17 protein-coding genes are annotated in these 25,331 nt (G+C 70.8%); 6 read left to right on the top strand and 11 right to left on the bottom strand.

Annotation, left to right across the window (positions count from 1 at the left end; translation table 11 throughout):
- Nucleotide 1: 1 nt before the first annotated feature.
- The 3 genes from LXT21_RS22445 to LXT21_RS22455 all read right to left on the bottom strand — a co-directional run bounded on the left by LXT21_RS22445 (nucleotide 2) and on the right by LXT21_RS22455 (nucleotide 5,495).
- Nucleotides 2-1,720: a DEAD/DEAH box helicase gene (locus tag LXT21_RS22445; RefSeq protein WP_254040218.1), complete on the bottom strand. Its 1,719-nt coding sequence runs from the start codon at nucleotides 1,718-1,720 to the stop codon at nucleotides 2-4.
- 88 nt (nucleotides 1,721-1,808) lie between these two features.
- Complete coding sequence (locus LXT21_RS22450) at nucleotides 1,809-2,657, bottom strand: metallophosphoesterase (protein ID WP_254040219.1); 849 nt, start codon at nucleotides 2,655-2,657, stop codon at nucleotides 1,809-1,811.
- An 81-nt stretch (nucleotides 2,658-2,738) separates the two neighbouring features.
- Nucleotides 2,739-5,495, bottom strand: a complete 2,757-nt coding sequence (locus LXT21_RS22455) for a phospholipase D-like domain-containing protein (protein WP_254040220.1) — start codon at nucleotides 5,493-5,495, stop codon at nucleotides 2,739-2,741.
- Between the two features lie 280 nt (nucleotides 5,496-5,775).
- Here LXT21_RS22455 and LXT21_RS22460 point away from each other — a divergent pair, with 280 nt between their 5' ends.
- Nucleotides 5,776-6,861, top strand: coding sequence for a hypothetical protein (locus LXT21_RS22460; protein WP_254040221.1), 1,086 nt, complete (start codon nucleotides 5,776-5,778; stop codon nucleotides 6,859-6,861).
- 122 nt (nucleotides 6,862-6,983) lie between these two features.
- Nucleotides 6,984-7,739, top strand: coding sequence for a carboxylesterase family protein (locus LXT21_RS22465; protein ID WP_254040222.1), 756 nt, complete (start codon nucleotides 6,984-6,986; stop codon nucleotides 7,737-7,739).
- A gap of 58 nt (nucleotides 7,740-7,797) precedes the next feature.
- Here LXT21_RS22465 and LXT21_RS22470 read toward each other — a convergent pair whose 3' ends face one another.
- From LXT21_RS22470 to LXT21_RS22505, 8 genes are all read right to left on the bottom strand, one after another.
- Nucleotides 7,798-10,038 carry a di-heme oxidoreductase family protein gene (locus LXT21_RS22470; protein ID WP_254040223.1) on the bottom strand — a complete coding sequence of 747 codons (2,241 nt, stop codon included), beginning with the start codon at nucleotides 10,036-10,038 and terminating at the stop codon, nucleotides 7,798-7,800.
- 193 nt (nucleotides 10,039-10,231) lie between these two features.
- Nucleotides 10,232-12,481 carry a CARDB domain-containing protein gene (locus LXT21_RS22475; RefSeq protein ID WP_254040224.1) on the bottom strand — a complete coding sequence of 750 codons (2,250 nt, stop codon included), beginning with the start codon at nucleotides 12,479-12,481 and terminating at the stop codon, nucleotides 10,232-10,234.
- A gap of 289 nt (nucleotides 12,482-12,770) precedes the next feature.
- Nucleotides 12,771-13,781, bottom strand: coding sequence for an MlaD family protein (locus LXT21_RS22480; RefSeq protein ID WP_254040225.1), 1,011 nt, complete (start codon nucleotides 13,779-13,781; stop codon nucleotides 12,771-12,773).
- Nucleotides 13,774-14,520: an ABC transporter ATP-binding protein gene (locus tag LXT21_RS22485; RefSeq protein ID WP_254040226.1), complete on the bottom strand. Its 747-nt coding sequence runs from the start codon at nucleotides 14,518-14,520 to the stop codon at nucleotides 13,774-13,776. The genes LXT21_RS22480 and LXT21_RS22485 overlap by 8 nt, the downstream gene beginning before the upstream one ends.
- A complete protein-coding gene (locus LXT21_RS22490; RefSeq protein WP_254040227.1) occupies nucleotides 14,520-15,266 on the bottom strand; it encodes an MlaE family ABC transporter permease in 747 nt (248 codons plus the stop codon). Before LXT21_RS22490 ends, LXT21_RS22485 begins: the two co-directional genes overlap by 1 nt.
- Complete coding sequence (locus LXT21_RS22495; protein WP_254040228.1) at nucleotides 15,263-16,069, bottom strand: MlaE family ABC transporter permease; 807 nt, start codon at nucleotides 16,067-16,069, stop codon at nucleotides 15,263-15,265. Before LXT21_RS22495 ends, LXT21_RS22490 begins: the two co-directional genes overlap by 4 nt.
- The gene (locus tag LXT21_RS22500) at nucleotides 16,066-16,764 is read right to left on the bottom strand and encodes an ABC transporter ATP-binding protein (RefSeq protein WP_254040229.1); all 699 of its coding nucleotides are present in this window, start codon (nucleotides 16,762-16,764) and stop codon (nucleotides 16,066-16,068) included. Before LXT21_RS22500 ends, LXT21_RS22495 begins: the two co-directional genes overlap by 4 nt.
- Before the next feature lie 22 nt (nucleotides 16,765-16,786).
- Complete coding sequence (locus LXT21_RS22505; protein ID WP_254040230.1) at nucleotides 16,787-18,760, bottom strand: putative metal-binding motif-containing protein; 1,974 nt, start codon at nucleotides 18,758-18,760, stop codon at nucleotides 16,787-16,789.
- A gap of 195 nt (nucleotides 18,761-18,955) precedes the next feature.
- Between LXT21_RS22505 and LXT21_RS22510 the strand changes: the two genes are divergently transcribed.
- From LXT21_RS22510 to LXT21_RS22525, 4 genes are all read left to right on the top strand, one after another.
- The gene (locus LXT21_RS22510) at nucleotides 18,956-20,389 is read left to right on the top strand and encodes a TolC family protein (RefSeq protein ID WP_254040231.1); all 1,434 of its coding nucleotides are present in this window, start codon (nucleotides 18,956-18,958) and stop codon (nucleotides 20,387-20,389) included.
- A gap of 5 nt (nucleotides 20,390-20,394) precedes the next feature.
- Nucleotides 20,395-21,591 (top strand): efflux RND transporter periplasmic adaptor subunit, encoded by a 1,197-nt coding sequence (locus tag LXT21_RS22515; RefSeq protein ID WP_254040232.1) that lies wholly within the window; start codon nucleotides 20,395-20,397, stop codon nucleotides 21,589-21,591.
- Nucleotides 21,588-24,716 carry an efflux RND transporter permease subunit gene (locus LXT21_RS22520; protein ID WP_254040233.1) on the top strand — a complete coding sequence of 1,043 codons (3,129 nt, stop codon included), beginning with the start codon at nucleotides 21,588-21,590 and terminating at the stop codon, nucleotides 24,714-24,716. The genes LXT21_RS22515 and LXT21_RS22520 overlap by 4 nt, the downstream gene beginning before the upstream one ends.
- A 126-nt stretch (nucleotides 24,717-24,842) precedes the next feature.
- Nucleotides 24,843-25,301, top strand: a complete 459-nt coding sequence (locus tag LXT21_RS22525; protein ID WP_254040234.1) for a DUF2267 domain-containing protein — start codon at nucleotides 24,843-24,845, stop codon at nucleotides 25,299-25,301.
- Nucleotides 25,302-25,331: the final 30 nt, after the last annotated feature.

Here is a 25,331-nt window from a genome sequence, read left to right on the forward strand (position 1 = left end):
CTCAGCCCCGGTCCTTGCGGACGACGACCTTGCGGCCGCGAATCGTCGCCGCCTTCAGCGCGGCGATGACGCGGTTGGCCTCCGGCTCCGGCACCTCCACCAGCGAGAAGCCGTCGCCAATCTGGATGGCGCCGATGTGCGACGAGTCCAGGCCCGCCTCGCCCGCGATGGCGCCCACCAGGTCCGCGGGGCGAATGCCGGCCTGACGTCCCGCGCCGATCCACAGGCGGGTGACATCCCAGGTCGGGGCGGCTCGACGAGGTCCCCCTCGCTCGGGACGGCCACCAGGACCGGAGCGCCCCGCGGGGGCACCGGGACGGCCCGGGCGCTCCTTGCGCTCCTCCCTCGGCGCGACGGCGGGGATGTCCTCCTCCTCCTTCGCGCGGCCCTCGTCCTGGGCGTCCTGGAGCAGCTTCACCGCGGCGGCGGCGATGTCGAGCGGCTCGAACTCGCTGGCCAGGTCCTCCACCAGCCCCCGGAACGAGTCCTGTCCCCCTGCCACCAGCGTCTCGCGCAGGGTGGCGCGCAGCAGCTCCTGCCGCTTGGCGCGCAGGTCCGCCACGGTGGGGACGGTGGCCACCTGGATGCGCTGGCCGGTCACCTTCTCGATGTTGCGCACGAGGCGGGCCTCGCGCGGCTCCACCAGGGTGATGGCCACGCCCTCACGGCCGGCGCGGCCGGTGCGGCCGATGCGGTGCACGTACGCCTCGGGGGCGTTGGGCACGTCGAAGTTCACCACGTGGGACAGGCGCGGGATGTCCAGGCCGCGCGCCGCCACGTCCGTGGCCACGAGCAGGTCCGTGCCGTGGGACTTGAGCTGCTTGATGACCCGGTCTCGCTGCTCCTGCGTCATGCCGCCGTGGAGCGCGTGCGCGCGCCAGCCCCGGCCGTTGAGCGACACGGTGAGGTCATCCACCTCCGTGCGCGTGCGGCAGAAGATGATGGCGGCGGTGGGGGACTCCACGTCGAGCAGGCGCCCCAGCGCGGCGATCTTGAACGCGCGCGGGACGATGTACGCCGTCTGACGGATGCGCGGCAGCTCGCCCGGCTCCACCTTCTCCTTGGCGATGCGCACGCGCACCGGCTGACGCAGGTGGCGCTCGGCGATGCTGGCGATGCGCGGCGGCAGGGTGGCGGAGAAGAGCGCCGTCTGGCGGTCCTCGGGCGTGCCGGAGAGGATGGCCTCGAGGTCATCGGCGAAGCCCATGTCGAGCATCTCGTCGGCCTCGTCGAGCACCACGGTGCGCACGTTGTCGAGCTGCAGCGTGCCCCGGCGCAGGTGGTCCAGCGCGCGGCCCGGGGTGGCGACGACGACGTCCACGCCCCGCTTGAGCACGCGCAGCTGCTGGCCGATGACCTGCCCGCCGTAGAGGGGCAGCACGGTGGCGCCGAGCTTCTGGCCGTAGCGGTGGATGGCCTCGGAGACCTGCATGGCCAACTCGCGCGTGGGCACGAGCACCAGCGCGGAGGTGGCGTGGGCGCCGGCCTCCCCCGGGACCAGGTGGTGCAGCAGCGGGAGGGCGAAGGCCGCCGTCTTGCCGGTGCCAGTGGCGGCGATGCCCAGGAGGTCCTTGCCCGCGAGCAGCGGCGGCAGGGAGGCGTTCTGGATGGGCGTGGGCTCCTCGTAACCGAGGGCGGTGAGCGCCTCCACGAGCTGGGGCTTGAGGCCCAGGGATTCGAAGGTGGCGTCGGGGGGCGAGGACGGCGGTGCGGAAGTCACGCGGGGCTTGTACCACCGGCTTCCTCCCTCGTGCCTCGAAGAATCGCCGTTCTGTCCCACATCTATCGCCCAGGCGTGCGTGTCGGCCTCAGCGGACAGGCAGTGTGCCCAGGTGGGTGACCTCCTGGAGGGCGCCCCGGGAGGACTGGAAGATGGCGAAGGCCTCCGCGCCCTGTTCGACACTCGCCAGACAGCAGACCGGGGTGGCGGCGCCGGAGGGCCACTTCAAGGCGCCGCGATAGCGTTTGTGCAGGTGGCCGCAGAGCACGAGCCGGGGCTGGAGCGCCTCGGCCACCAGTCGGGCGTACTCGTTGCCCACCGCGTCCGCATGAGGGCTGCGGCGCTGGTGCTGGAAGTCCTGGCGGTCCTCGTCGGCGACGAGGCCGGAGGGCCAGTCATGGACGAGGAGGATGTCCGCCCGCGCGAGGCCCAGGGCCCGCTCGATGTCCTCCTCGTTGAAGCACGCATAGTCCTTGTTGGAGACGGTGCCGAGCAGGGACAGGGCGGGGTGGGGCTTCTGGAAGCCCGGGGCGTCGTGGATGCCGGAGAGGCCGGCGATGCGCAGCCCGCGGGTCTCCACGACGCCGACGCGGCCCAGGTAGTGGCAGTTCGCGGTGAGCAGGAAGCCCTCGGGGGCCGAGTCCAGGTAGCCGTGGGGCTCGTGGTTGCCGCCGATGAAGTACACGGGCCAGGGGAAGCGCCGGCGCTTCTGGTGGTAGTCCGCGAAGTCGCCCAGCTGCTTGTAGCGGGCGGGGGCGGCCATGGTCGCGAGGTCCGCCTCGTCGCGGTGGGGCTCGAAGTCACCGACCTGGAGGACGAAGGCCAGCTCCCGGTTCGCGCTCTTCGTCCAGGACTGGAGGATGGACACCATCCGGTCCATCCGGCCGTGCACGTCGCCCACGGCGGCGAAGCAGAAAGTGTCGGGAGGCGTGGCCATGGGTGACTCCAGCATGGCGCATCCGCGCGCCGGGCGGCGCAGCGACGCGGTGGGCGTCCGGCGGCTGACCGGGCTCGCGCCTCAACCGACGAGCGAGGGCCAGTTGCGGCCGACCCAGGCGCGCTGCTCGACCTCGTCCCGCCACCGTGGGTCCTGCCGGTCGATGCGGCGCGAGGTGGCGAAGAGGGCGTCGAGCGCCGCGAGCATCCGCTCGGTGAACGGCGTGTCCTCGACGACGAGCAGCGCCTCGCTCTCCCAGTACGCGGCGGTGACGTCCAGGTTGGCGCTGCCCACCGCGACGGCGCGGGTGTCGCACACCAGGACCTTCGCGTGGACGTGGGGGAAGAGGCGCTCCAGCTCCGGCTCCCAACCAGGCCGCGAGGGCAGCGCCAGCTCGTGGGCGATGCCTCCCGCGGCGATGACCGCGTCCAGGCGGCTGCGGACATAGCGGTCGGCCACCTCGCGAATCGCGCCTCCGGGGAAGTAGGTCCGCGCGTCGCCGTGGTGGGGCCGCACGCTGCCGAAGAGGACCTCCACGCGGACACCCCGCTGGAGGGCGGCGATGAGCGCGTTCTGGAGCTCGAGCAGCAGGGGGAAGGTGTTCACCAGGACCAGGCGAGAGCGCGCATGGCGGATGAGCGCGAGCTGCGTGTCCAGGGTGTGCGTGTCCTTGAGTCCCTCGTGCAGGGCGATTCGGGCCGCCATCGTCCCCGCCGGCGCGGAGGGCGTCACGGTGAACGGCTCTCCTCCCGCGCGCGTCCACTCCGCGAGGAACGCGTGCTCCAGGTCGGTGACCAGCGGTCCTTCCAGTCGCGCGCCACAGTCGAGCCAGGGGATGTCGCGGTAATGGGTGTCGCGGCCGAGTGGCACCTCGTCGAAGCCCGTGTAGTACGGCGCGCCGAGATTCCGGCCCGAGACGAATGCGAGCGTGGAGTCGACGAGCGTGAGCTTGCGGTGGTTGCGCTGCTTGAGCTCGTAGAGGTTGGGGCCTCCGACGAGCGGAGCAATGGCGCGCACCTCGACGTTGGGGGGGCCGGAGAGCCCGACGAGGGCGGGGTTGAGCGCGCCGAAGGAGTCGTGTCCGCTGTAGAGCGCGTCGGCGAGGAAGCGCACGCGGACACCTCGGGTGGCGGCCCGCTTCAGCGCCTCGGTGATGCGGGCGGTGATGGGGTCGTCCTCGACGATGTAGCACTGCCAATGGACGGTGCTTCGCGCGGCGTCGATGGCGGCCAGGACGGATTCGCGGGCCTGGGCGTTGTCGAGCTCGAAGTCGATGTGATGGCCCTCGGTGCGCGGGCTGCATCCGGCGAGCGTCAGCTCCCGGGCCCAGGCGTCCTGCTCGGATGGGAGCGGGAGCGGCTCCAGGGGGGTGTTCCTGGGCAGGGCCTCGCACTCCTCGGGGCTGAGCGTGCGGAGGGCGGGATGGATGGGTTTGTAGGCATCGCGCGTGATGACCGCGGCGATGGGCACGTGCGCGGCGGCGAGCCGGGTGGCGACGCGCAACAGACGCTGTCCATCGACCTGCCGGGGCACGTCATCCGCCCGGGCATCGTCGAGCCACGCGCTGGCGTCGAGCAGCAGGGGCCACGCGAGGTCGGGCAGGTGCTCACGCAGCCGCGCGCGCTGCTCGTCGAGCGAGTCGCTGTCTCGCATCCGCACGAAGCTCAGGTGGTACCGGTCCGCGGCGAGCTCGCGGACGGCCAGGAGCGTGTCCTCCTCGACGAGGCTGTCCACCAACAGCAGCGGCTTCTCCGGCGCGAGCACATGGCTGGGCACCAGTTCGCGCGAGGCGGAGGGGTCCGCGAAGGAGAAGGCCAGGGGATGCAGCCCGTGCAGGTGCCCGAGCCACGCGGCGTCGATGATGGCGGTGCCACCCTGGTGACGGACCTCGCCGAGCGCGGTGCCGTTCGCGAACACCGTCACGAGGCCCGGCTCCAGGAGGGTGACGCTGGACAGCAGCCCGACGCGCTCGACAGCGAAGCGCGGGGACAGGCCGGGCGCCACGAGTGAATCGGAGACGGCGTGATGGTCCTCGAAGAGCGTCAGCCCTGTCTGGGTCCGTGGCAGGAGGAGGGTGGGGACCCGGGCCTCCTGGAGCGCACGGGCGCCCGTCAGCCCGACATACAGGGCCTCCAGGTCGGCGAGGGAGTCGGCGGGGACGACGAGCAGGCTCGCCCCGGAGCGCAGCGCGACGTCGTCGAAGGCCTCCGCGCGACTGCTGGCGGCGTTCCCGGTGAGCGACTCGACGGCCAGCGTCTGGGTGATGCCCAGCGCTTTCGAGAGGGCCTGGAGCGCTCCGGTCTGCTCCGGCGCCAGGCCGGTGGTGAGCGCGATGAGCTCCGAGGGCTGCGCGCAGTGGGGCAGGAAGCTGGCCACGGCGCCGAGTCCCCGGCCGTCCGGTGCGATGGCCAGGGCCATGCGGAATGGCTCGGTGCTGACCCTGTCCGGCGCGCGTCCCAGGGAGAGCACGGGCAGGTGCTCGCGGAGGGCGAGCAGCAACATCGCGCCCACCCGGGCCCGGGGCGACGTGTCCAGGAGGGGGCCCAGCACGACGAGCTCCGCGCCGTGTCGCCGCGAGACCTGGACCAGGTCGCCGATGTCGAGGTGCGTCTCCAACGCGCCGGTGACCTGGATGGCGGGGCTCCAGTCCTGGAGGGTGTGCCGGAGCCGGTCCAGCACGGTGAGACTGGTGGGCGGCGGCGCCTCCAGCTCACTGCGCTCGGGGACCAGGCCGTACAGGTAGACGGCTTCGGGCTCGGAGGTCAGCCGTCGTACGGCGTGAAGGACGTGCTCGGACTCGGAGCCTGCATCGAAGACGACCACCAGACGTCGGAACATGGTGCGCGCGATTCCCGGGACGGCCCCTTCACCGACGCTCGGTTCCGGGGCGACAAGGGTCCCATCATGCCGGGAACCGGCCCGGTTGGCGTCACCGGAACGAGGGGGCCGGGATTCCGGGACCCACCGTGGCCGTGTCCGCCCCATGCCTTGCCCGAGTCCCGCCGCTCCGCGAAATTGCAGGCGGAATGAAAGTGGTTGCCTGAGTCAACCAGTCTGTCTTTGCCGTGCTAGGCTTCAGGGTATGACCTCTTCATCGCGTTGCAGGAGCCGTCAGTGGGTGGCGCTCGTCGTCGCGTGCGTCGTCCTGGGCTGTGGGACCGAAGTGTCGGAGCTCCGGGAGGGCCAGGCGGTAGCGTCAGCTCCCCTGGTGGACTTCGCGCTGGGCATCTCCGACTCGGATGCGGAGACCTTCTCCCATCCCGCGTGGGATGGGCTCAACGTGCAGCGGGCGCGAGTCGTCGTGCCGTACGACGTGGCGCTGCGTCCCGCGAATGACGCCCGACGCCTGAAGTTCGAGGCCTGGATGCAGGCCGCGGCGGCGAAGTCCGTGGAGCGCTACGTGACGCTGGGGCCGAGTGATCTGCGCAAGGCCGCGAACGGGAAGTTCCTGGCCCCCACGGATGTGGAGTACCGCGCGGCGTTCGAGGCCTTCCATGCCACGTATCCGGCCATCTGGCTGGTGGGCGCCTGGAACGAGCCGAACTTCCCGAACACGGTGCTCCAGAGCGGAGTCCCGTTGGACCAGCCGACCTGCGCCAGCGAGGATCTGGAGTCCTGTGGCCCGCTCCGGGCGGCGTTCTATTACCGGTTGGTGGTGAGCATCTGCGCGGAGTGCACGGTGGCGGCGGGCGAGTTCGACGCCACGCCGAATGACCCCTACTGGGATCGCTACCGCGTCTTCCTGCGGGGACACCGGCCCAAGCTGTGGAGCATCCACCCGCACCACGACGCCAATCGCTATCAGGCGAGCGGTGCGCACTGCATCCCGGGGGACCCGAGCTGCACGACGCGCACGTTCATGAACTGGCTCGGCGGGCTGGACTCGACCTGGGACGTGGGCCACGTGTGGCTGACGGAGGTGGGGGCCTTCTACCGGAACGCGGATGGGCGCGTGTTCAGCGATGCCTCTCAGCGCGACACGACGAAGTTCATCCTGCGCCTGCCGAACCTGAGCGGACGCATCACGCGCATCTACTATTACAACTACACCAACCAGTGCTCGACGGCCGCGAACTGCGCCATGCAGGACCGGGGCATCATCGCGCCCCAGCCGTGGGATGGCAGCCCGCTGTCCTATGACACCGCGGGCCGCATCCGCCCCGCGTATGCCGTGTTGCGAGACCGTGACACCAACGGCCCCTGAGAACACGCCCCGCCCGGTGTCGACGCATCTCTCCGCTCAAGCTGTAAATCGAGCTTAGTCTGTCGATCTTGCAACTGACTTGCTAACGTCACGGGCTCCACCCGAGCTGGAGAGGAGTCACCATGTCGACACCGCGGCGCATCTTGTTGGGGTTGGTCCTGCTGGCCGTGCAGGGCGCGTGGGCAGCGCAGGGCGACATCATCGCGCGTCCCATCAATACGGTGCCTGGGATGGATTTCGGGTACTGGGAGTACCTGCCGCTGGGCTACGACGACAACCCGACGGCGACCTATCCCCTGGTGGTCTTCCTGGGTGGGGAAGGGCAGGCGGGGAACGGAGGGGTCGCGGACCCCAATGGCCTCGAGCGGATGATGGGACCGACCGCGCCCCCTCTGCTGGTGAGAAACGGGAGGCATTTCCCGTTCATCCTCATCGCGCCCCAGCGCTTCAACGCCTACTGGCCGACGGACCGGATCGACCACGTCATCGAGTTCGCCAAGAGCCACTACCGGGTGGACACGAATCGCATCTACCTGACGGGGCTCTCCGCGGGCGCCATCGTCACATGGTCCTATGCGGCGGAGTATCCCCACAAGCTCGCGGCCATCGTGCCGATTGCCGGGAATGGCAATGGCGTCAACGTCTGCAACATGTGGGACGTGCCGGTGTGGGCGTTCCACGGGACGGCGGACAACGTGGTGTCACAGTGGGGCTCCATCGATCCGGTGAACAAGCTGAACACCGTCTGCAACCCGCGCGCGAATCCGCCGGCGAAGCTCACGCTCTACCAGGGCGTGGGGCACGACTCGTGGTCGCGGACGTACAGCGGCTCTGCGGGGCATGACATCTACACCTGGATGTTGAGCTACTCGCTCTGACGTGAGGGTGGGCTCGCTCGCCGCGGCACCGCAATGCGACGAGCGAGTCCATTCGTGTTCAGAGTGACTTGAGGAACGTCAGCACCGCGCCGCGCTCGTCCGCGCTCAACGCCTCGAACTGGGTGCGGCTGGAGTCGGCCTCGCCGCCATGCCACGCGATGGCCTCCATCAGCGTGCGCGCGCGGCCATCGTGCAGGTAGCGCACGTTCTGTGCGCCTCCCTGAACGGACTCGAGCGAGCCGAGCCCCCAGAGCGGCGCGGTGCGCCACTGTCGAGGCCCCGCCTGTCCCTGCGTCAGCGTGTCCGCCAGCCCCGGCCCCATGTCGTGGAGGAGCAGGTCCGTGTACGGGTGAATCGTCTGGTTGCGCAGCTCGGCGAACGGGTGGTGGGCGCCGGTGGTCAACGTGGCCGTGTGGCAGTGGGTGCACCGCGCCTGGGCGAACAGCGTGGCGCCGCGCTGGATGCGGACGGGGTCCACGTCATGCTCGGGCGAGACCCGGATGCCATCGAGGAAGGCGCTGCGCAGGCTGCGCTGGGCTGGGACTCCCAGCAGCGCGAGGTAGCTGGACAGTCGCTCCAGCTCGGTCTCGGAGATCTCGGTCGCCGCGCTCGTCGTGTTGCACCCCGGGACGCCGCGCTGGCAGTCGAGCGTCTTGAAGACGGGAGAGGTGATGCCCATGTCCTTGAGCAGCGCGTCCGCGGACTGCTGCCGCAGCGTCGCCTTGCTCGCCTTCCATCCGAAGCGCCCCAGGTGCCGGCTGCCCGTCTCCGGATTGATGACCCAGTTGGGCAGACCGCGCACGCCATCTCCGTCTCGGTCCGTCGGGTCGGCCAGCGCCAGCACGGTCGACTCGTCCACCGCTTCGAGCAGGCCCATGCCGATGACCTGCGGCGCCTGACGGACGGAGAGCTGCGCCGGCACGGGCCCCGTGAAGGCATACACGGGCTTGCGCAGGGAGACCGTCTCGCCATCGGGCAGCGTGTGGACGTGCTCCTCGTGGGATGGGATGGACACGGCATGGTCCGTGGCGCCAGCCTCGACGCCGCGCTGCTGGACGTTCAACCCGTAGGTCGCATCCGGGACGACCTGAGTGGACGAACTGGACGCCGCCACCTCGATGGCCATCGCATCCAGCCGCGCGCCGGGCGCCGCGACCGGGCTGCGTCCGTTGAGGGCATGACAGGAGATGCAGCTCACGTTGTTGTAGCGAGGCCCGAGCTGGTTCGCGTGCTCGGTGAAGACGGGGTTCACGTTCGGGCTCTCGGAGTGCTTTCCGTCCGCGAACGAGATGTGGAACAGCCGGCGCCCCTCGACGAAGCGCTGGGTGTTGGCGATGCCGATGTTGTTGGCCATCTGCTGGAACACCCGGTGCGGCTCCTCCGAGTAGTTGTAGGAGACGCTGGCCTCGCCGCCCGAGAGCGTGTGCGCGGGCAGCGGCGCCGCGTCGAGGATGGGCGCGATGCCGTACCAGGGCCGCATGCCCACGCCGACCTGGTAGAGCTGCTCGAAGGAGTAGTAGCGGCTCCCGCCTCCGTCGATGACGGCCCTGTTGTCGGGCGTGTGGACCAGGAACGGGGCCGGGGCCAGCTCGATGACATCACCCACCTTGAAGGGCGTTCCTGGCTTGGGTCCGCGCCAGTTGTCGCGGATGACGACCATGCAGTCCGTCCTCGCCGACGTGGAGTGGCAGGTGTTGGCGCCACCTTCGTTGGGGTTGGTGAAGCCGACGTTCATCATCCAGCCGTAGTCACGGATGTTGGCGTCGACGCGGCGGAAGGCGCTGAGGCCTGTGTTGACGAACGTCCCCGCGTTCACTCGCAAGGAGACCTCGACGCGTGAGCGGCCGGCGGGGACCTCGTCTCGAATCATCAGGCCGAAGGTGCGGTTCTGGAAGTACCAGGTCGGGAAGGTGAAGTAGTTGCCAGGGCCAACGTCCGGCGACTCCCACGGTTCACCGCGCTCGCGTGCGTGACGGTTGGTGGGACGGAAGCCCGCGAGCGTCACCCGTGTGCCGTCGGACTCCGTGTACTGAATCTGCTCGAACACCTGTTGGCCGGCGCCATACAGCGGCACGTACTCCGTCGCACCCAGGCCCGGGGTCGTCACGGGGACGGGAGGCGGCTCGACACGCGGTGGCGTGGGGAGCTGGGGCTGCTCGGTGGCGTCTCCGTTCTTGGGGGACGTGCTGTCTCCGCACGCGGAGAGCGACAGCATCACCGAGAACGCGAAGGGGAGGACCACGGCCGAGGATGTCCGCGCGGAGCGACGCGCGCGGCTGGCGAAGGAGGAAGGGGGCATGGCCTTGTCCTGCTCGGGGAGGGGGCTTTCTTCATAACGACCCCTGCTCGAAACGGACAAGGACTTCACAGGGTGACCCTGCGTCGTGACCTGTGCGTGTCTCGGGGTACAGCGGTGCTCGGAGTCCTACGACCGGAGCGGAATGCACCCCCACCCTCGAGAGACGGGTGGGGGCTCATTGTTGGCGCGTGGCTCAGTACGTCACGGTGAGCGCGGCACCCACGCGGAGGTTGTTGTCCGTGAAGAACTCGACCACCGAGGGCGGAGCCCTCAGGACCGCGCCCGGGTGGTAGCGGCCGATGGGCGCGTGGCCGGGCGGCACCGTGAAGGTGCCCGTGGTGCACTGGCCCGGCTGCAGAGCGGGAGCCTCCGTCATGCCCAGGAAGCGATCATCCGGCTGTCCGATGATGGCGTCGTTCGGGCTCAGGACGAAGTGCAGCTGCGCCTGGGACGCCGACACCGTCCCCTGGTTGCAGACCTCGTATGCGAGGTTGAAGGGCTGGTTCGTGGACACGCTCGCGGGGCCCGTCAGCGATGTCACGACGAAGTCGGCCTTGTCGCCCACGCCGAGGCGCCCGGCGGCCTTCGTGTTGTTCTCGTCGGAGAACTCCGCGATGCCCGGGGAGCGCAGCTCCACGTGGGCACCGAGGAAGTACGTGCCCGCGGGAATGCCCAGGGCCGTCGCGTTCACCGTCGTGGTGTGGCACGCCCCGGCGTCCAGCCCGACGTCGAGGTACTTCGTGGCGACGTGCAGGTCCTGCCCCGGCTGCCCACCCGTCCCCGGCGTGATGACCTCATCGTCCGACGCGTAGAGGTGGACGATGGCCTGGGTCCCCAGCGTGCCCTGGTTGCACACCGTCACCTGGACATCGAACGGCTCGTTCACCCGGACGCTGCTCGCGCCGCTGAGAGCCGTCACGACCAGGTCGGACCGCGAGCCGATGTCGATGCGGGCCCCCGAGGTCGAGTTGTTGTCCTCGACCAGCTCCGCCACGGTGTTCGCACCGTCGACGCGAGCGACCAGGACGCCACTTCCTTCCACGGGGTGGCCGAACAGGTCCGGCGTCGCCGTGAGCGACAACACCTGACACGCCCCCTCGGAGAGCGCGGGGACCGACGCCGACCCGAGCGACGACTCCTCGCCGTGGTAGTTCGTGTCCAGCGCCAGCCGCAGCTCCATCGTGGTGGGCACCGAGGCCGCCGTGCCCTGGTTGCAGACCCGCACCTGCGCCGCCAGCGATTGACCGAACGCCAGACTCGAGGGACCCGACACCTCGGTGACGACCAGGTCCGGGCCATGGCCCACGCCCAGCCGCGCGCTCAGGCGGGTGTTGTTGGCCTCACTCAGCTCCTGGACGCCGTTGTCGAGGTCCACCCACGCGCCCAGGTAGTACGCCCCGGGCGTGACGGACGGCGCGTTCGCCTGGAACGGCAAATCCCGGCACGCCCCGGGCTCGAGCATCCCGCTGTCCTGGCTGCCCAGGACGAAGTCGGGGAGCTCGAAGCCGAAGAACGTCCCCGCGAGCCGCTCATCCGCCGACAGCAGCAGCGTCACCGGCGCGCGCCCCGCCTGCGTCCCCTGATTGCACACCCGCGCTTGCGCGGTCAGTGCCTGCCCGAAGGCCAGACTCCCAGGCCCCGCCACGGACGTCACCACGAGGTCGGGCCGGAACCCGATGCCGATGGGCGCGCTCGCGCGGCTGTTGTTCTCCAGGTCCAACTCCGGCGCGAGGTTGCTCGCCACGGCCATCACGCCCACCGTGTAGGGCCCCTCCAGGACGGGACTCGCCGACACGGGATGACTCACGCGCTGGCACTGCCCCGGTTGCAGGTGGCCCACCGTCACCTCGCTCAGGAACGTGTCCGAAGCGGGCGTGAGCGGCACATGCGAGACGATGGTGGCATCCGCGCTCAGGTAGAAGCGCGCCGAGACCGAACCGGAGCCCGTCCCCAGGTTGCAGACCTTCGCCGAGGCGAGGAATGGCTGGTTCTTCAGGGCGCTCGTCGGCGCGGTGACGGAGGTGACGACGAAGTCGGGTTGATTCCCCACGCCCACGCGGGGGCCCACGCGCACGTTGTTGTCCAGGTTCCGCTCAGGCACGGGCGGCGGACCATGGCGCGGGTTCGCCCAGGCGGCCAGGTAGTAGGCACCCTGGACATTCACGGGCCCGTCCAGCGTGACGAAGGGCCTCACCGTCGCGCATTGCCCGGGCGCCGGCGCCGGCACCTGGACCATCGAATACGCGCCGAGGCGCACGTCCGAGGCGGGGACGAGCGGCCTGTCGGGCGTGATGACGGTGTCCGCCGACAGGTAGAGCTCCACGGGCACCGAGCCCCCGGACGACGCATCCCCCTGATTGCACACGGTGACGACGGCCTGGAGCGCGGCTCCGAGCTGGAGGCTCGCGGGCCCCTTCACGGACGTCACCACGAAGTCCGCCATCGGAGTCGTGGGGACGAGGGATGAGAGGGATTGCGCTGACCGCGCCGACGTCAGCGGTGTCGGGTCAGGTGAGGCTTGCGGGGTGGAAGTGGCGTCCGTGGGAGGGACTTCCCCGTTGCAGGCGCCGAGAGACAGACACGTCAGGAGACCCGCGGCGAACCGCAGGGGGACTCTTCTTGGGTGCATGATGGGCATCTCCTCGCGGAGTCGCTCCGGCCGGGCGTCCGTCGAGTGAGCCTGTGACGCCCCGTTGCACCTGGAATTCAATCGCAAACGCAATTTTGTCGCGTCAGTCCTTCCAGAGAATCTTCCACGGGTGCTTGCGCAAATCGGTGACGAGCGTTCTCAGCTCGTCATACAGCGTGGGGTCCTGGAGGACCGCGCCCGCCGTGCCTTCTCCGGCCTCGATCCGGGCCAGCACCCGGTCCGCGCGCGCCGCGATGCTATCGAGCTGTCCCGCCGCGGCCGTGAGCTTCTCCAGCGCCAGCTTCACGCGCTGCCCGTCCTCGGGCCCCAGGGAGCCGGTGAGGGCCGCGAGCCCATCCAGCGTGGTGCCCGCGGACTTCGTCAGCCCCGGCAGCTCGCCCCTCAGCACCGCCGCCGTCGCCGCCGCGTCGTCGAGCAGTCGCGCCGCCTTGCCTCCGGGCTGGAGCGCCTCGCGCGCGAGCTGTGAGAGCTGACGCAGGTCCTTCGACGCCGCCGCCAGCTCGGAGGCCAGCACCTTCACGTCCCCCCGGTTCTCCGTCAGCACCTCGTCCAGCGTCCGAGTCAGGCGCGAGATGTTCGCCACCAGCCCCGTCACCGCCTCCGGGTCCTTCTCCAGCATCTCGGAGAACATCTCGATGAAGCGCGAGAGCTTCTCCGCCAGCAGGTCCAACCGGGGTGCATCCGAGCCGCGCACGGCCTGTCCCGAGGGCAGCGCGCTCGACTGCGTGCCCGGGTTCAGCTCCAGGTACGGCTCACCCAACAGGCCCACCGTCGCCACCGTCACGCGCGCATCCGAGCGCAGCGCGCCGAGCGACTCCGGCGACACCGCCAGCTCCATGCGGACGGGCAGGGGACGGCCCTGGGCATCCCGACGCTCCGGCATCAGGCGGATGGCCTGCACGCGCCCCACCTGCACGCCGCCCAGCTTCACCGGCGCTCCCTCCACCACGTTACCCGTGTGGCCGAAGTCCACCGGCAGCACCGTGCTGGAGCCGAGCGACAGCTCGCCCATCAACCACAGCAACACCAGCACGCCCATCACCGCCGCCAGCACGAGGGCGCCCACCTTCAATTCCAACCGTCGCTCATCCATCCGTCGCACCCTCCATGAACGGCGCCGTCAGCACGCGAAGCTCCGGCGCGGAGGACTCCAGGAAACCCTCGGGAGGCCCCAGGTACGCGCACTGGCCCTGGGCCACCACCAACACCCGGTCCGCCAGCCCTCGCAGCTGGCGATAGTCATGCGTCACCACCAGGCCGCCCAGCCCTCGCGCCTTCAGCGAGGCCATGACCTCTTCCACCTGCATCGCCGCCCTCCGGTCCAACCCCGTGGTGGGCTCGTCGAGCAGCAGATAGCGCGGTGAGAGCACCAGCGCCCGCGCGATGGCGGTCCGCTTCTTCGCCCCGGGCCCCAGCTCTGGAGGCATCCGGTCCGCCCACTCGAGCAACCCCACCTGCTCCAGCGCGGACTCCACGGCCTCGGCGGGCGCGGCAGGGTCCGCCAGCCACACGTTCTCGCGCAGCGTGCGCCAGTCGAGCAGGGCCGGGCCCTGGACCAGGTACGGTGCCCGACGCCGCAGCTTCACCAGCGCTCGCTCCGGCCGCGTGTCCACCCGCTCGCCCCACAACTCCACGCTGCCCGAGTCCGGCCGCAACAGGCCCACCGCCATCCGACACAGCACGCTCTTGCCCGAGCCGCTCGCGCCCGCGATGAAGGTCAGCTCCCGCGTGGACACCTCCGCCGTCACGCCGTCCAACACGCGCCGTCCCCCCTCGAACGCGACGCGCACGTCCGTGAAGCGCAGCGTGTCGGGAGGGGCGTCGTTCGCCATCACAGTCGCACGAGGTGGAAGGCGAGGGACACGGCCAGGTCGATCAACAGACACCCCAGGCTCGCGGCGACGACGCCATCGGTGGTCGCCTCGCCCACGGCCTCCGCGCCTCCGCGTGCGCCCAGGCCCGCCACGGCCGCCGCCAGGGGGATGTACAGCCCACACGCCACGGCCTTGAGCCCCGCCGCCAGCAAATCCCAGCCATCCACGTAGCGCGGGTCCATGAAGGCCCGGCCATCCACGCCGAAGACGAGCCCCGCCACCGCCGCGGCGGACAACGTCGCGGCCACCGTCCCCAACATGCTCAGCAGCGGAACGCCCAGCACGCCCGCCACCACGCGCGGCGCCACCAGGTCCGAGTAGGGGTCCCCCGCGGACATCTCCAGCGCCTCCACCTGCTCGTTGACGCTCATGGTGGACAGCTCCGCCGCGTGGCTCGCCCCGGCGCGGGACGCCGTCAGGAGCGCGGACACCACCGGCCCCAGCTCGCGAATCAGGAGCTCGAAGTAGGCGGGCCCCAGCACCGCCACGTTCCCCACGAAGCGCCGTGCCTGGCTGTTGGCGATGGTGACCAGCACCGCCCCGAAGAACGCCATGCCGGTCAGCACCAGCCACACGCTGCGCCCGCCGAGCTCGTGGAGCTGCACCAACGACTCGCGCCAGGACACGCCTTCACGCAGCCCGGCCCGCGTCGTGCGCGCGAAGAGCACCACCGGCGCGCCGAAGAAGCGCAGCACCCGGTTCATGTCATCCACCCGGCGAGCGTGAGCGTGAGCACGAAGTCGATCACGAAGATGGCCGCGCACCCGCGAACCACGGCGCTCGCCGCCGCGCGTCCCACCGCCTGGGCGCCTCCTCGCGCGGACAGCCCCACCGCCGTGGACACCAACGAGATGGCCAGCCCGAAGGCCCCCGTCTTCAACACGCCGCCCAGGATGTCCAGCGGGCTCAGCATGTGCGCGAAGGTCCCGAAGAACGTCCGGAGCGGCAGGTCCAGGGTGAGCAGCGCGGCCAGGGCCTCGAACAGGATGGCCACCAGGAACGTGAAGGTGCTCATCGCGAGCATGCTCAGCTCCATCGCCACCACGCGCGGCGCCACGAGGATGGCGAAGGGGTCCAGCCCGATGCCGCGCAGGCCCTCGATCTGCCCGCCCACCTGCATGGTGGCCAGCTCCGCCGCGTTCCTCGCGCCGATGCGCGCGGACATGATGAGCCCCAGCAGCAGCGGTCCGAACTCCCACAGCACCCCGTAGCCGGCGGCCCACCCGAGGAACGCACGCGCCCCGAAGCGCTGGATGTACAGGCCCGACTGCAACACGACGATGACGCCCGCCAGCGCCGCGGTGGCCAGGGCCAGGGGCAGCGAGTCGTAGCCGAACTGCACCAGCGCCCGCGCGAGCTCGCGTCGCTCCAGCCGTGGCAATCCCAACACCGTGCGCGCCGCGACCAGGGCCAGCGCTCCCGCGCCGCGCACCGCCTCCAGCCCCACCGCGCCCGCGCCACGCACGGTCCTCAGCCCGGGGCTCTCGACGCGCGGCGATGGGCTCACGGGAGCACCTCGTCCTGTTCGCGCTCCAGCTCCGGCGCGGGTCCCCCGTCGTATATCAACCGCCCGCCTCGCAGGTAGAGCCAGCGGGGCAGGGGAAGGTCCACCGGCGCCTCGGGCGCGGCGACCAACAGCGTGCCGCCGCGCGACACCTCGAGCAGCACCCGCGCCACCTGCCGCGCCGTGCCCGGGTCCAACCCCGCGAAGGGGTCATCCGCGAGAAGTACCGACGGACGCGCCGCCAGCGCCCGCGCCAGCCCCGCGCGCTTCTTCATGCCTCCGGACAGCCGCTCCGGCAGCGTGTCCGCCGCGTCCGTCAGGCCCACGGCGCGCAGCACCTCGTCCGCGCGCGCCTGCGCCTCGGCCTCCGGTACGCGCCGACGCGTGAGCGGAAAGAGGACGTTCTGCCGCACCGTCAGCGAGTCGAACAGCGCGTCCGTCTGGAACACCATGCCGAACGAAGCCTGCCGCACGCGACGCTCGGCGGCGGACAGGCCCGCCACGTCCTGGCCATCCCACAGGACGCGCCCGCTGAACGCGGGGACCAGCCCCGCGAAGGCCTTGAGCAGCGTCGTCTTGCCCGAGCCCGAGCGGCCCAGCACCACCGCCTGCGTCCCCGGAGGCAGCGCGCAGGCCACCTCCGCGAGCACGGTGCGCGCGCCATGCCTCACCGTCAGGCCCTCCGCGCGCAGGTCCATGGTGGGACTCGGCTCCTTCCGGTCAGGGCTTCCAGCGCGTGAGCAGGCCGTCGTGTCCGGTGGCCCAGACCTCGCCTGGGCCGAAGCCGCCCAGCGCGTTCACCGTCCTGGTCGGGGTGGCGACAGTGCTCCACGCGGTGCCGTTGAAGAAGTGGAGGTCGTTCACCACCGAGGACGCCGCGTAGATGCCCGTGCGGCCGAACGCGATGAAGGCCCGAAGGTTCGGCACCACGCCGCCAGTCACGGTGAGCACCGGCTTCTGCGTCCACGTGGCTCGTGACTTCTCCAGCAGCAGCCCGCGGTCGCCCGCGACGTACACCATTTGGGGCGTGAGCACCTGGACGCCATTGAGGAAGCCCGTGGTGGTCTCGGGCAGACCGAGCACCTCGCGAGTCCAGGTCGTCCCACTCTCGGGTGAGCTCCACGCCACCGGACGCTGTTCGCCGTTCACCGTCTCCGCGCCCACCACGAACAGGGAGTCGGCTCGCAGGCCGTCGATGTCCCGCAGGTTCGCCGCGAACTGGGTGACGGTCGTCGGGTCCGGCTGGTTCCCCGAGGAGCCATGGTCGTAGCTCCAGGACACGACGCGCCCCGTACTGGAGACGCCATACACGTTGAAGACGTTGCTGTTCGGGTCCGGGAAGCCCACCAGGCCGTTGATGGCTCCCGTCTGGCCGCTCGAGCGGGTCTCGCAGGGGGTGGTGAGTGCGTTGGGCATCAATGTGGCGAACCGACCGTCGCTCGAGCCCAGGAACACGCGTCCGTTGGGCGCGGCCCAGGCGGACTTCCAATCTCCCGCACAGCTCGTCGCAGCCGTGAAGGTGTTGCCGTTCACATGGACGACGCGGTCGTTCGGGCCAGCCAACCACCCCAGTCGCTCGCCATAGTTGGCCACAGCGTCGTACCGCGTGCTCCCGTTGTTGAGCACCGTCACTGCGTTCCAGGCGACCGCGGCGCAGCCCGGCACCCCGTCATCCACTCCATTGACGCAGTCGTTGTCCAGCCGGTCGCACACCTCGGCAACACCGACGAACGAGACGCGGGGGGTTCCCTCGTCGCAGTCGTTCTTCTCCGTCGTCGCACCCAGTTCGGGCGCCTGGCAACTGAGCCCCAGGGACGTGCCCGCCTGGCCGTCGCCATCGTCATCCGCGAAGTACTCCACGGGCACCTGAGTGCTGACACAGGCCGAGGCCTGCGTGGACTGGCACTGCCGGGTTCCCGCGCAGAGTTGCTCCGTGACGCAGGTGACGCCCACGTCGAACGGGGCGTTGTCCGCGGCGCCATCGCAGTTGTCGTCCTTGCCGTCGCACCGGAACTCGTCCTGGCCCGGATGCACCAGGGGGTCGTTGTCGTTGCAGTCGCCCGCTCGCGTCGCGAAGCCCACGGGCGCCGCGCAGCCCATCTGCGGTTGGGTGGTGGCATCGCCGTACCCATCCCCATCCTCATCCACCCAGTACTGGACGTTTCCCGGCGCGTCGCTCTCGCCCGCGACGCAGTTGTTGTCCACGCCGTCGCACACCTCGGTGGCGCCGGGGTGCACCTCCGGGCGCGTGTCGTCGCAGTCGGTGCCGGGGTAGTCGCCCTTCATGGCGAAGAAGCCGTCGTCGTCGAGGTCCTCGGCGCGCAGATCCAGCTTCAGGTCCGTCAGGTTCTCCTCGGGGAGCTGCACGTCCGCGGACTGCCGGGCGATGACGGGGCCCTCACACGAGCCCTCGTGCGCCTGGGCGATCACCCGGAGGTCCTGACTCCAGCCCGCCTGCTTCAGGATGACGCCGACGCGCGTGTCGCTCCGGGCGTCCGCGTCCACCGTCACCACACCCGACTCCCGGCGCGTGGGCTCCCGACGGTCTTCCACGGACAGCGTCAGGCACTTGGGCCGGAAGGTCGCATACGTGATGAAGACCCGGAACCCGCCCTCATTGGTCGAGGTCTTGCTCTTGCAACCCGCCATCGAAAGTGTCAGCAGCGCTACACCGACCAGGAATAAACGCACCATCAATGCATTCTCCGGCGCGCCGAGGCGCCCACTGTCGTGACGTCCCGTCGTAGACCCCAGGACATCCGGAACTCCCCCTTAGACCGCCGTGCTGGCATCGTCCAGCAGCCCACTCCGCCGGGTTCGCCGTTTCGCTCGTCGGGCCCCAGCACGCACACCCCGCACTCCGTCGGCCCGAGCCTCGACTTCCCGCTCATGTCCACTGTCCGAACCGCCCTCGTCGCGCCCCTGTGTGCCTGGATGGTGCTCTCCCCATCCCAGTCCCAGGCGCTCCAGAGCGACGCTCCCGTGGCTCCCACCCCCTCGCGCGAGGCTGCGGATTCCGCACCCGGGGCTGCGAAAACCGCACCGACCGCTGCGGATTCCGCACCGGGAAGCACCACCCCCGCGGGCTCGGCGCTGACGTTCGAGCAGGCGGTGTCGATGGCGGCCGAGCGCAACGAGTCCGCGCTCGCCGCCCAGGAGCGCGTCAAGGCCGCCGAGGCCCGGGTGTCGCGGGCCCGCGCGTTCTTCTTCCCGGAGTTGACCGCGACGGGCACGTACACGCGCCGCCCCAACCAGACCACGCGCGAGGTCGGCGGACAGCAGGTCATCATCCAGCGCTACAACGCCTTCGGCGCGAACCTCGTCGCTCGGATGACGCTCTTCGACGCGCGCGGCTTCCCCCTGTACCGCGCCGCGAAGCGGGAGAGCGAGGCGGTGGGCATGGAGTCGGTGGAGGCCCGGCGGCAGGTCTCGTTCGAGGCCGCCAACGCCTTCCTCATCACGCTGCAGGAGCAGCAGGTCTTCCAGGCCGCCGAGCAGCGCATCGCCTTCGCCCGGCAGTCGCACGCGGACGCGCAGGCCCGCGCCAAGGCGGGGCTCGCCAGCACCAACGACGTCACCCGCGCGGAGGTGGAGGTGGCCACCGCGGAGGTGGAGCTCATCAGCGCCCGGAACCTGGCGCAGACCAGCCGCCTGGAGCTCGGCTATCTGCTGGTGGAGCCGGTGGAGGGAGCGCTCGCGGCGCCCCAGCGGCTGCTCGAGGACGCGGCCCGTCCGCTCGACACGCACGACCGCATCATCCCGGGTGCGGTGGAGCGGCGGCCGGACATCCTCGCGGGGCAGCTGCGCGTGGAGTCGCTGCAGGCCAACGCGTGGGAGCCGCTCGCGCGGCTGTTGCCCGCGCTCGGCGTGTCCGCGACCTACCGGCTCACCAACGAGCAGGGCCTCGCGGGCCGCACGGGGGATGGCTTCCTGGCCGCGGACCTGACGTGGAACCTCTTCGACGGCGGCGAGCGGTACGCGGAGCGCCACGAGCGGGTGGCCCTGGCGCGCGCCGCGGAGCTGGAGCTGGAGCAGGGCACCCGGCGCGTGGATGTGGACATCCAGCGGGCGCGGGTGGCCCTGGAGAACGCGCGGGCGGCGCTGACGCAGAGCGAGCTGGCGACGCGCGCGGCGAAGCAGAACGCGGAGGAGCAGGGCATCCTCTACCGCCAGGGTCTGTCCACGGCGCTGACGTTGGCGGACGCCTCGCTGCGCCTGTTCGAGGCGGAGGTGGCCGTGGCCCGCAGCCGGTATTCGCTGGGCGTCGCCCTGTTGGGCTTGAGGGCGGCGGTCGGACTCGATCCTTTGGGGAAGGAACCGTGAAGGTGATGCGACGCGCAGGAACGCTGACCTTGGCCGTGGCGATGCTCGCCATGGGGGCATGCAAGAAGGACGGGGAGGCGTCGAAGGGCGAGGCTCCCGCGGCGGGTGGGAAGGCGGGCGGTCGCCCCGGTGGCGGCGGCCGGGGCCCCATCCAGTTCCCCGTCGAGGTCGCGCCCGTCGAGGCACGCGACGTCGAGTACGTCGTGAACGCGGTGGGCTCCGTGGAGGCCTTCGAGCGGGTGCAGATCACCGCCCGCGTGCCGGGCGCCGTGGAGCGCGTGCTCTTCATGGAGGGGCAAGGGGTGAAGAAGGGGGACGTGCTCGCGGAGATCGAGCCCGCCCGCTACGCCATCGCCGTGCGGGCGGCCGAGGCCACGCTGGCCAAGGCCCGCGCCTCGCTGGTGGAGGCCCAGGCCGGCGCCGAACGTCGCACGGCCGTCAACGAGGCCAGTCCCGGCCTGTTGCCCGCCGAGCAGCTTGAGACCTTCACGGCGCGCGCGCGCACCGCGGAGGCGGACGTGGCCTCCGCGCGGGCCCTGCTGGACCAGGCGCAGCTCAACCAGCGCGACGCGTATGTCCGCGCGCCCATGGACGGCGTGCTGCAGACGCGCACCGTGCAGACGGGCCAGTACGTGCAGCCCGGCCTGGTGCTGGCGACGCTGCTGCGCAGGGACCCGCTGCTGCTGCGCTTCACGGTGCCGGAGGCGGACGTGGCGCGCATCAAGCCGGGGCTCTCGGCGCGCTTCACGGTGCGCTCGGAGAGCGGCGCGTTCACCGCGAAGATCACCCACGTGGCGCAGGCCGCGGACGAGGCCAACCGCCTGGTGCCGGTGACGGCGGAGGTGTCCGCCGAGGACGCGGCGAAGCTGCGCCCCGGCGCCTTCGCGTCGGTGGCGGTGCCGGTGGAGACGCGCGGCGGCAGCCCGGTGGTGCCGCAGACGGCGGTGCGCGCCAGCGAGCGCGGCTTCCTGGCCTTCGTGGTGGATGGCGAGAAGGCGCGCGAGCGGGTGCTGGAGTTGGGCATGCGCACCGCGGACGGACGGGTGGAGGTCCGCGAGGGATTGAAGGCGGGCGAGACGCTGGTCATCCGCGGCGGCGAGGCCCTGCGTGACGGCGTGACGGTGAGGGTGGTGCAGGAGAAGAAGCCCACCCTGACGGCGGAGCCGCGCGCGGAGGATGGCGGCCAGGGAGCGCGGCGATGAACCTGACGGAAGCGTGCATCAAGAAGCCCGTCCTGGCGTGGATGATCATGGCGGCCACCATCGTCTTCGGACTGGTGGCGGCGCAGCGCATCGGCATCAGCCAGTTCCCGGACGTCGACTTCCCCACCATCAACATCAGCGTGACGTGGGAGGGCGCCAACCCCGAGGCCGTCGAGACGGACGTCATCGAGCCCATCGAGGAGGCGGTGACGCAGGTGGAGGGCGTCACCAGCATCACCTCCAGCGCGCGCCAGGGCGGCGCCAACATCACGGTGGAGCTGGACCTGTCGCGCAACGTGGACATGGCGCTGCAGGAGGTCCAGACGAAGATCAGCCAGGCGCAGCGCCAACTGCCCGAGGACATCGACCCGCCCATCGTCACCAAGACGAACCCGGAGGACCAGCCCATCATCCAGGTGGGCGTGTCCGGGCCCTTCTCCCAGCAGGTGGTGAGCGACTTCGCCCGCTACCGCGTGAAGGAGAAGCTGCAGACGGTGCCCGGCGTGGGCGAGGTGTCCGTTGGTGGCTCGTTGGACCGCAACATCCGCATCTGGGTGGACTCGGCCAAGCTGGACGCGCTCGGGCTGACGGTGACGGACATCACCTCCGCGCTGCAGCGTGAGCACGTGGAGCTGCCGGCGGGGCGCATCGAGGCCGAGGGGCGCGAGGTCAACGTCCGCGTGCTCGGCGAGGCGCTGGACCTGGAGACGCTGCGCGACATCGTCGTGCGCGAGCAGGGCGGCCAGCCGGTGTACCTGCGCGACGTGGCGCTGGTGGAGGACGGGTTCGAGGACGTGCGGCGCATGGCGCGCGTCAACGGCACGCCCGCGCAGGGCCTGGGCATCCGCAAGCAGCGCGGCGCCAACGCGGTGTCCGTGGCGAAGGGTGTGCGCGAGGAGCTGGCGCGCATCCAGAAGGACGCTCCGGAGGGGATGGACGTGGCCATCCGCTTCGACACCACGCAGTTCATCGAGGAGAGCGTCCACGAGATCGAGTTCGAGCTGATGCTGGCCTGCATCCTCACGGCCTTCGTCTGCTGGCTCTTCCTGGGCTCGCTGTCGAGCACGATGAACGTGGTGCTGGCCATCCCCATGTCGCTGTTGGGGACGGTGGCCGTCATCTACTTCCTGGGCTTCACGCTCAACACCTTCACGCTGTTGGGCCTGGCGCTGGCGGTGGGCATCGTGGTGGACGACGCCATCATGGTGCTGGAGAACATCTTCCGACACTCGGAGGAGGGGAAGGACCGGGTGCGCGCGGCGCGAGAGGGCACCGCGGAGATCACGTTCGCGGCGCTCGCGGCCACCGCGGCCGTCATCGCCATCTTCCTGCCCGTCGTCTTCATGAAGGGCGTCATCGGCAAGTTCTTCCTCCAGTTCGGCGTCACCCTGTGCGTGGCGGTGATGCTGTCGTACGTGGAGGCGATCACCCTGGCGCCGGCGCGCTGCGCCCAATTGCTGAAGACGTCCCGTGAGGGGCGCAGCAAGGTCGGCGTGTGGGTGGACAAGGCCTTCACGAAGCTGGAGCACGCCTATGGCCGGGCGCTCGGGTGGGCGCTGGTGCGGCCGTGGCGGGTGCTGGCCGGGGCGCTGGTCATCCTGGCGGCGAGCGTGTTCGCCTTCCGCGCGCTGCCCGGTGAGTTCGTGCCGTCGCAGGACCAGAGCCGACTGATGGTCCGCATGCAGACGGCGGTGGGCAGCAGCATCGAGGAGACCAACCAGCTCTTCCAGAAGGCGGAGGCGTTCGCCGCCTCGCGGCCGGAGGTGACGAGCGTCTTCGCGTTGGTGGGCGGCGGTGGTGGCGGCGTGAACTCGGGCTTCATGATGCTCACGCTCAAGCCGCCCGACGAGCGCATGACGCAGTCGGAGTTCCAGCAGGTCCTCCGCAAGGAGCTCAACGGCTACCCGGGCCTGCGCGCGGTGGTGCAGGACCTGTCGCAGCAGGGCTTCTCCGCGCAGCGTGGCTTCCCGGTGGAGTTCAGCGTGCGCGGCTCGGACTGGGACGCGCTGGTGAAGGCCAGTCAGGAGATGCGCGACAAGGTCCAGGCCAGCGGCAAGGTGGTGGACGTGGACACCGACTACCAGCTCGGCATGCCGGAGCTGCGCATCACCCCGGACCGGGCGCGCGCGGCGGACCTGGGCGTGCCGATGCAGACGGTGGCGACCACCATCAACGCGCTGGTGGGCGGCGTGCGCGTGGGCAAGTACAGCACGGGCGGGCGCCGCATCGACGTGCGCCTGCGCCTGCTCGCGGGGCAGCGCTCGCGTCCGGAGGACCTGGCGCTGCTCAAGGTGCGCACGGCCAGCGGCGCGCTGGTGCCGCTGTCGGCGCTGGTGTCGCAGGAGGAGCGCCCGGCGCTGCAGGCCATCACCCGCAGGGACAGAGAGCGCGCCATCAGCATCTTCGCCAACGTGGCGCCGGGCTCCAATCAGGAGGAGGCGCTGGCCACGGTGGAGCAGCTGGCGAAGGACCTGCCGGGCGGCGTGCGCGTGGTGCCGGGCGGCGCGAGCGTGGCGTTCCGCGACTCGATGGGCAGCCTGTTCTTCGCGCTCTTCCTGGGGATTGGCGTCGCGTACATGGTGCTGGGCGCGCAGTTCAACTCGTTCCTGCATCCCGTCACGGTGCTGACGATCCTGCCGCTGTCGGTGGCGGGCGCGGCCTTCGCGTTGTTGGGCACGGGCAGCACGCTGAACATCTTCAGCATGATTGGTCTGTTGCTGCTGATGGGCATCGTGAAGAAGAACTCCATCATCCTGGTGGACTACGCGCTCCAGCAGCGGGAGTTGGGGTTGGGCGCGGTGGAGGCGATGCAGCGCGCGGGGCCGGTACGCCTGCGGCCCATCCTGATGACGTCCACGGCGACGATGATGGCGGCGGTGCCGGCGGCGCTGGCGTTGGGCGCCGGCAGCGAGACGCGCGCGCCCATGTCCATCGCGGTGCTGGGCGGGCTGTCGGTCTCCACGGTGCTGAGCCTGGTGGTGGTGCCCGCCTTCTACGTGGTCGCCGACCGCATGAAGACGCGGTTGTCCAACTGGCGCGGCAAGCGTCCGGACGACGAGGAGGGCAGCCCCACCGCCCACGGCAGCCCGGGCGGCGACGAGCCTCGCCCCGCGGCGCACGGCTGAGGCAAGCAACGGGCCCGTCGCTGCCCGAGGTGAGCGTAGCCGAGCGAGCACGTCGTCCCAGCAGTGCCCACCGTGACTGACACGCCGCGAAGCGCGCGCGTCTGCGGCGAGCAAGGAGACGACCCCATGGCGCAGGAGACGGAGCTTCCCACCACCATCACCCCGGTGAAGGAGCGCGACGAGTCGCTGGACCTCCAGGCGTTCCTGGACGAAATCGGCAACAGCCAGGAGGTCCGCGTCAACAAGCTGGATGGCCGGACCGCCGCGCACGCCGTGCTGTGCACGCTGGCGCGCAGGCTGTCGGACGGCGAGGACGTGAAGCTGATGCGCGCGCTCGGCGACGACATCGGCGAGATCCTCGGCGAGTGCACCATCCTGCGCGGCCCCTCACACGCGAAGCGCATGAAGCGCGAGGAGTTCATCTCCGACGTGGCGGACCATCTGGGCATCCCGGTGGACCAGGCGTTCCGCGTGATGACGGTGGTCTTCACCGCCGTGAGAGACCGCATCCCCGAGGACGAGGTCTCCGCGGTGGCCTCACAGCTCCCCGCGGACCTGGCGGACAGCTTCCGACGGCCGGTGTAGCCCGGCCAGGGGCCCGGACCCGGGCATGCG

The organism is Myxococcus guangdongensis (assembly GCF_024198255.1).
Lineage (GTDB): Bacteria > Myxococcota > Myxococcia > Myxococcales > Myxococcaceae > Myxococcus > Myxococcus guangdongensis.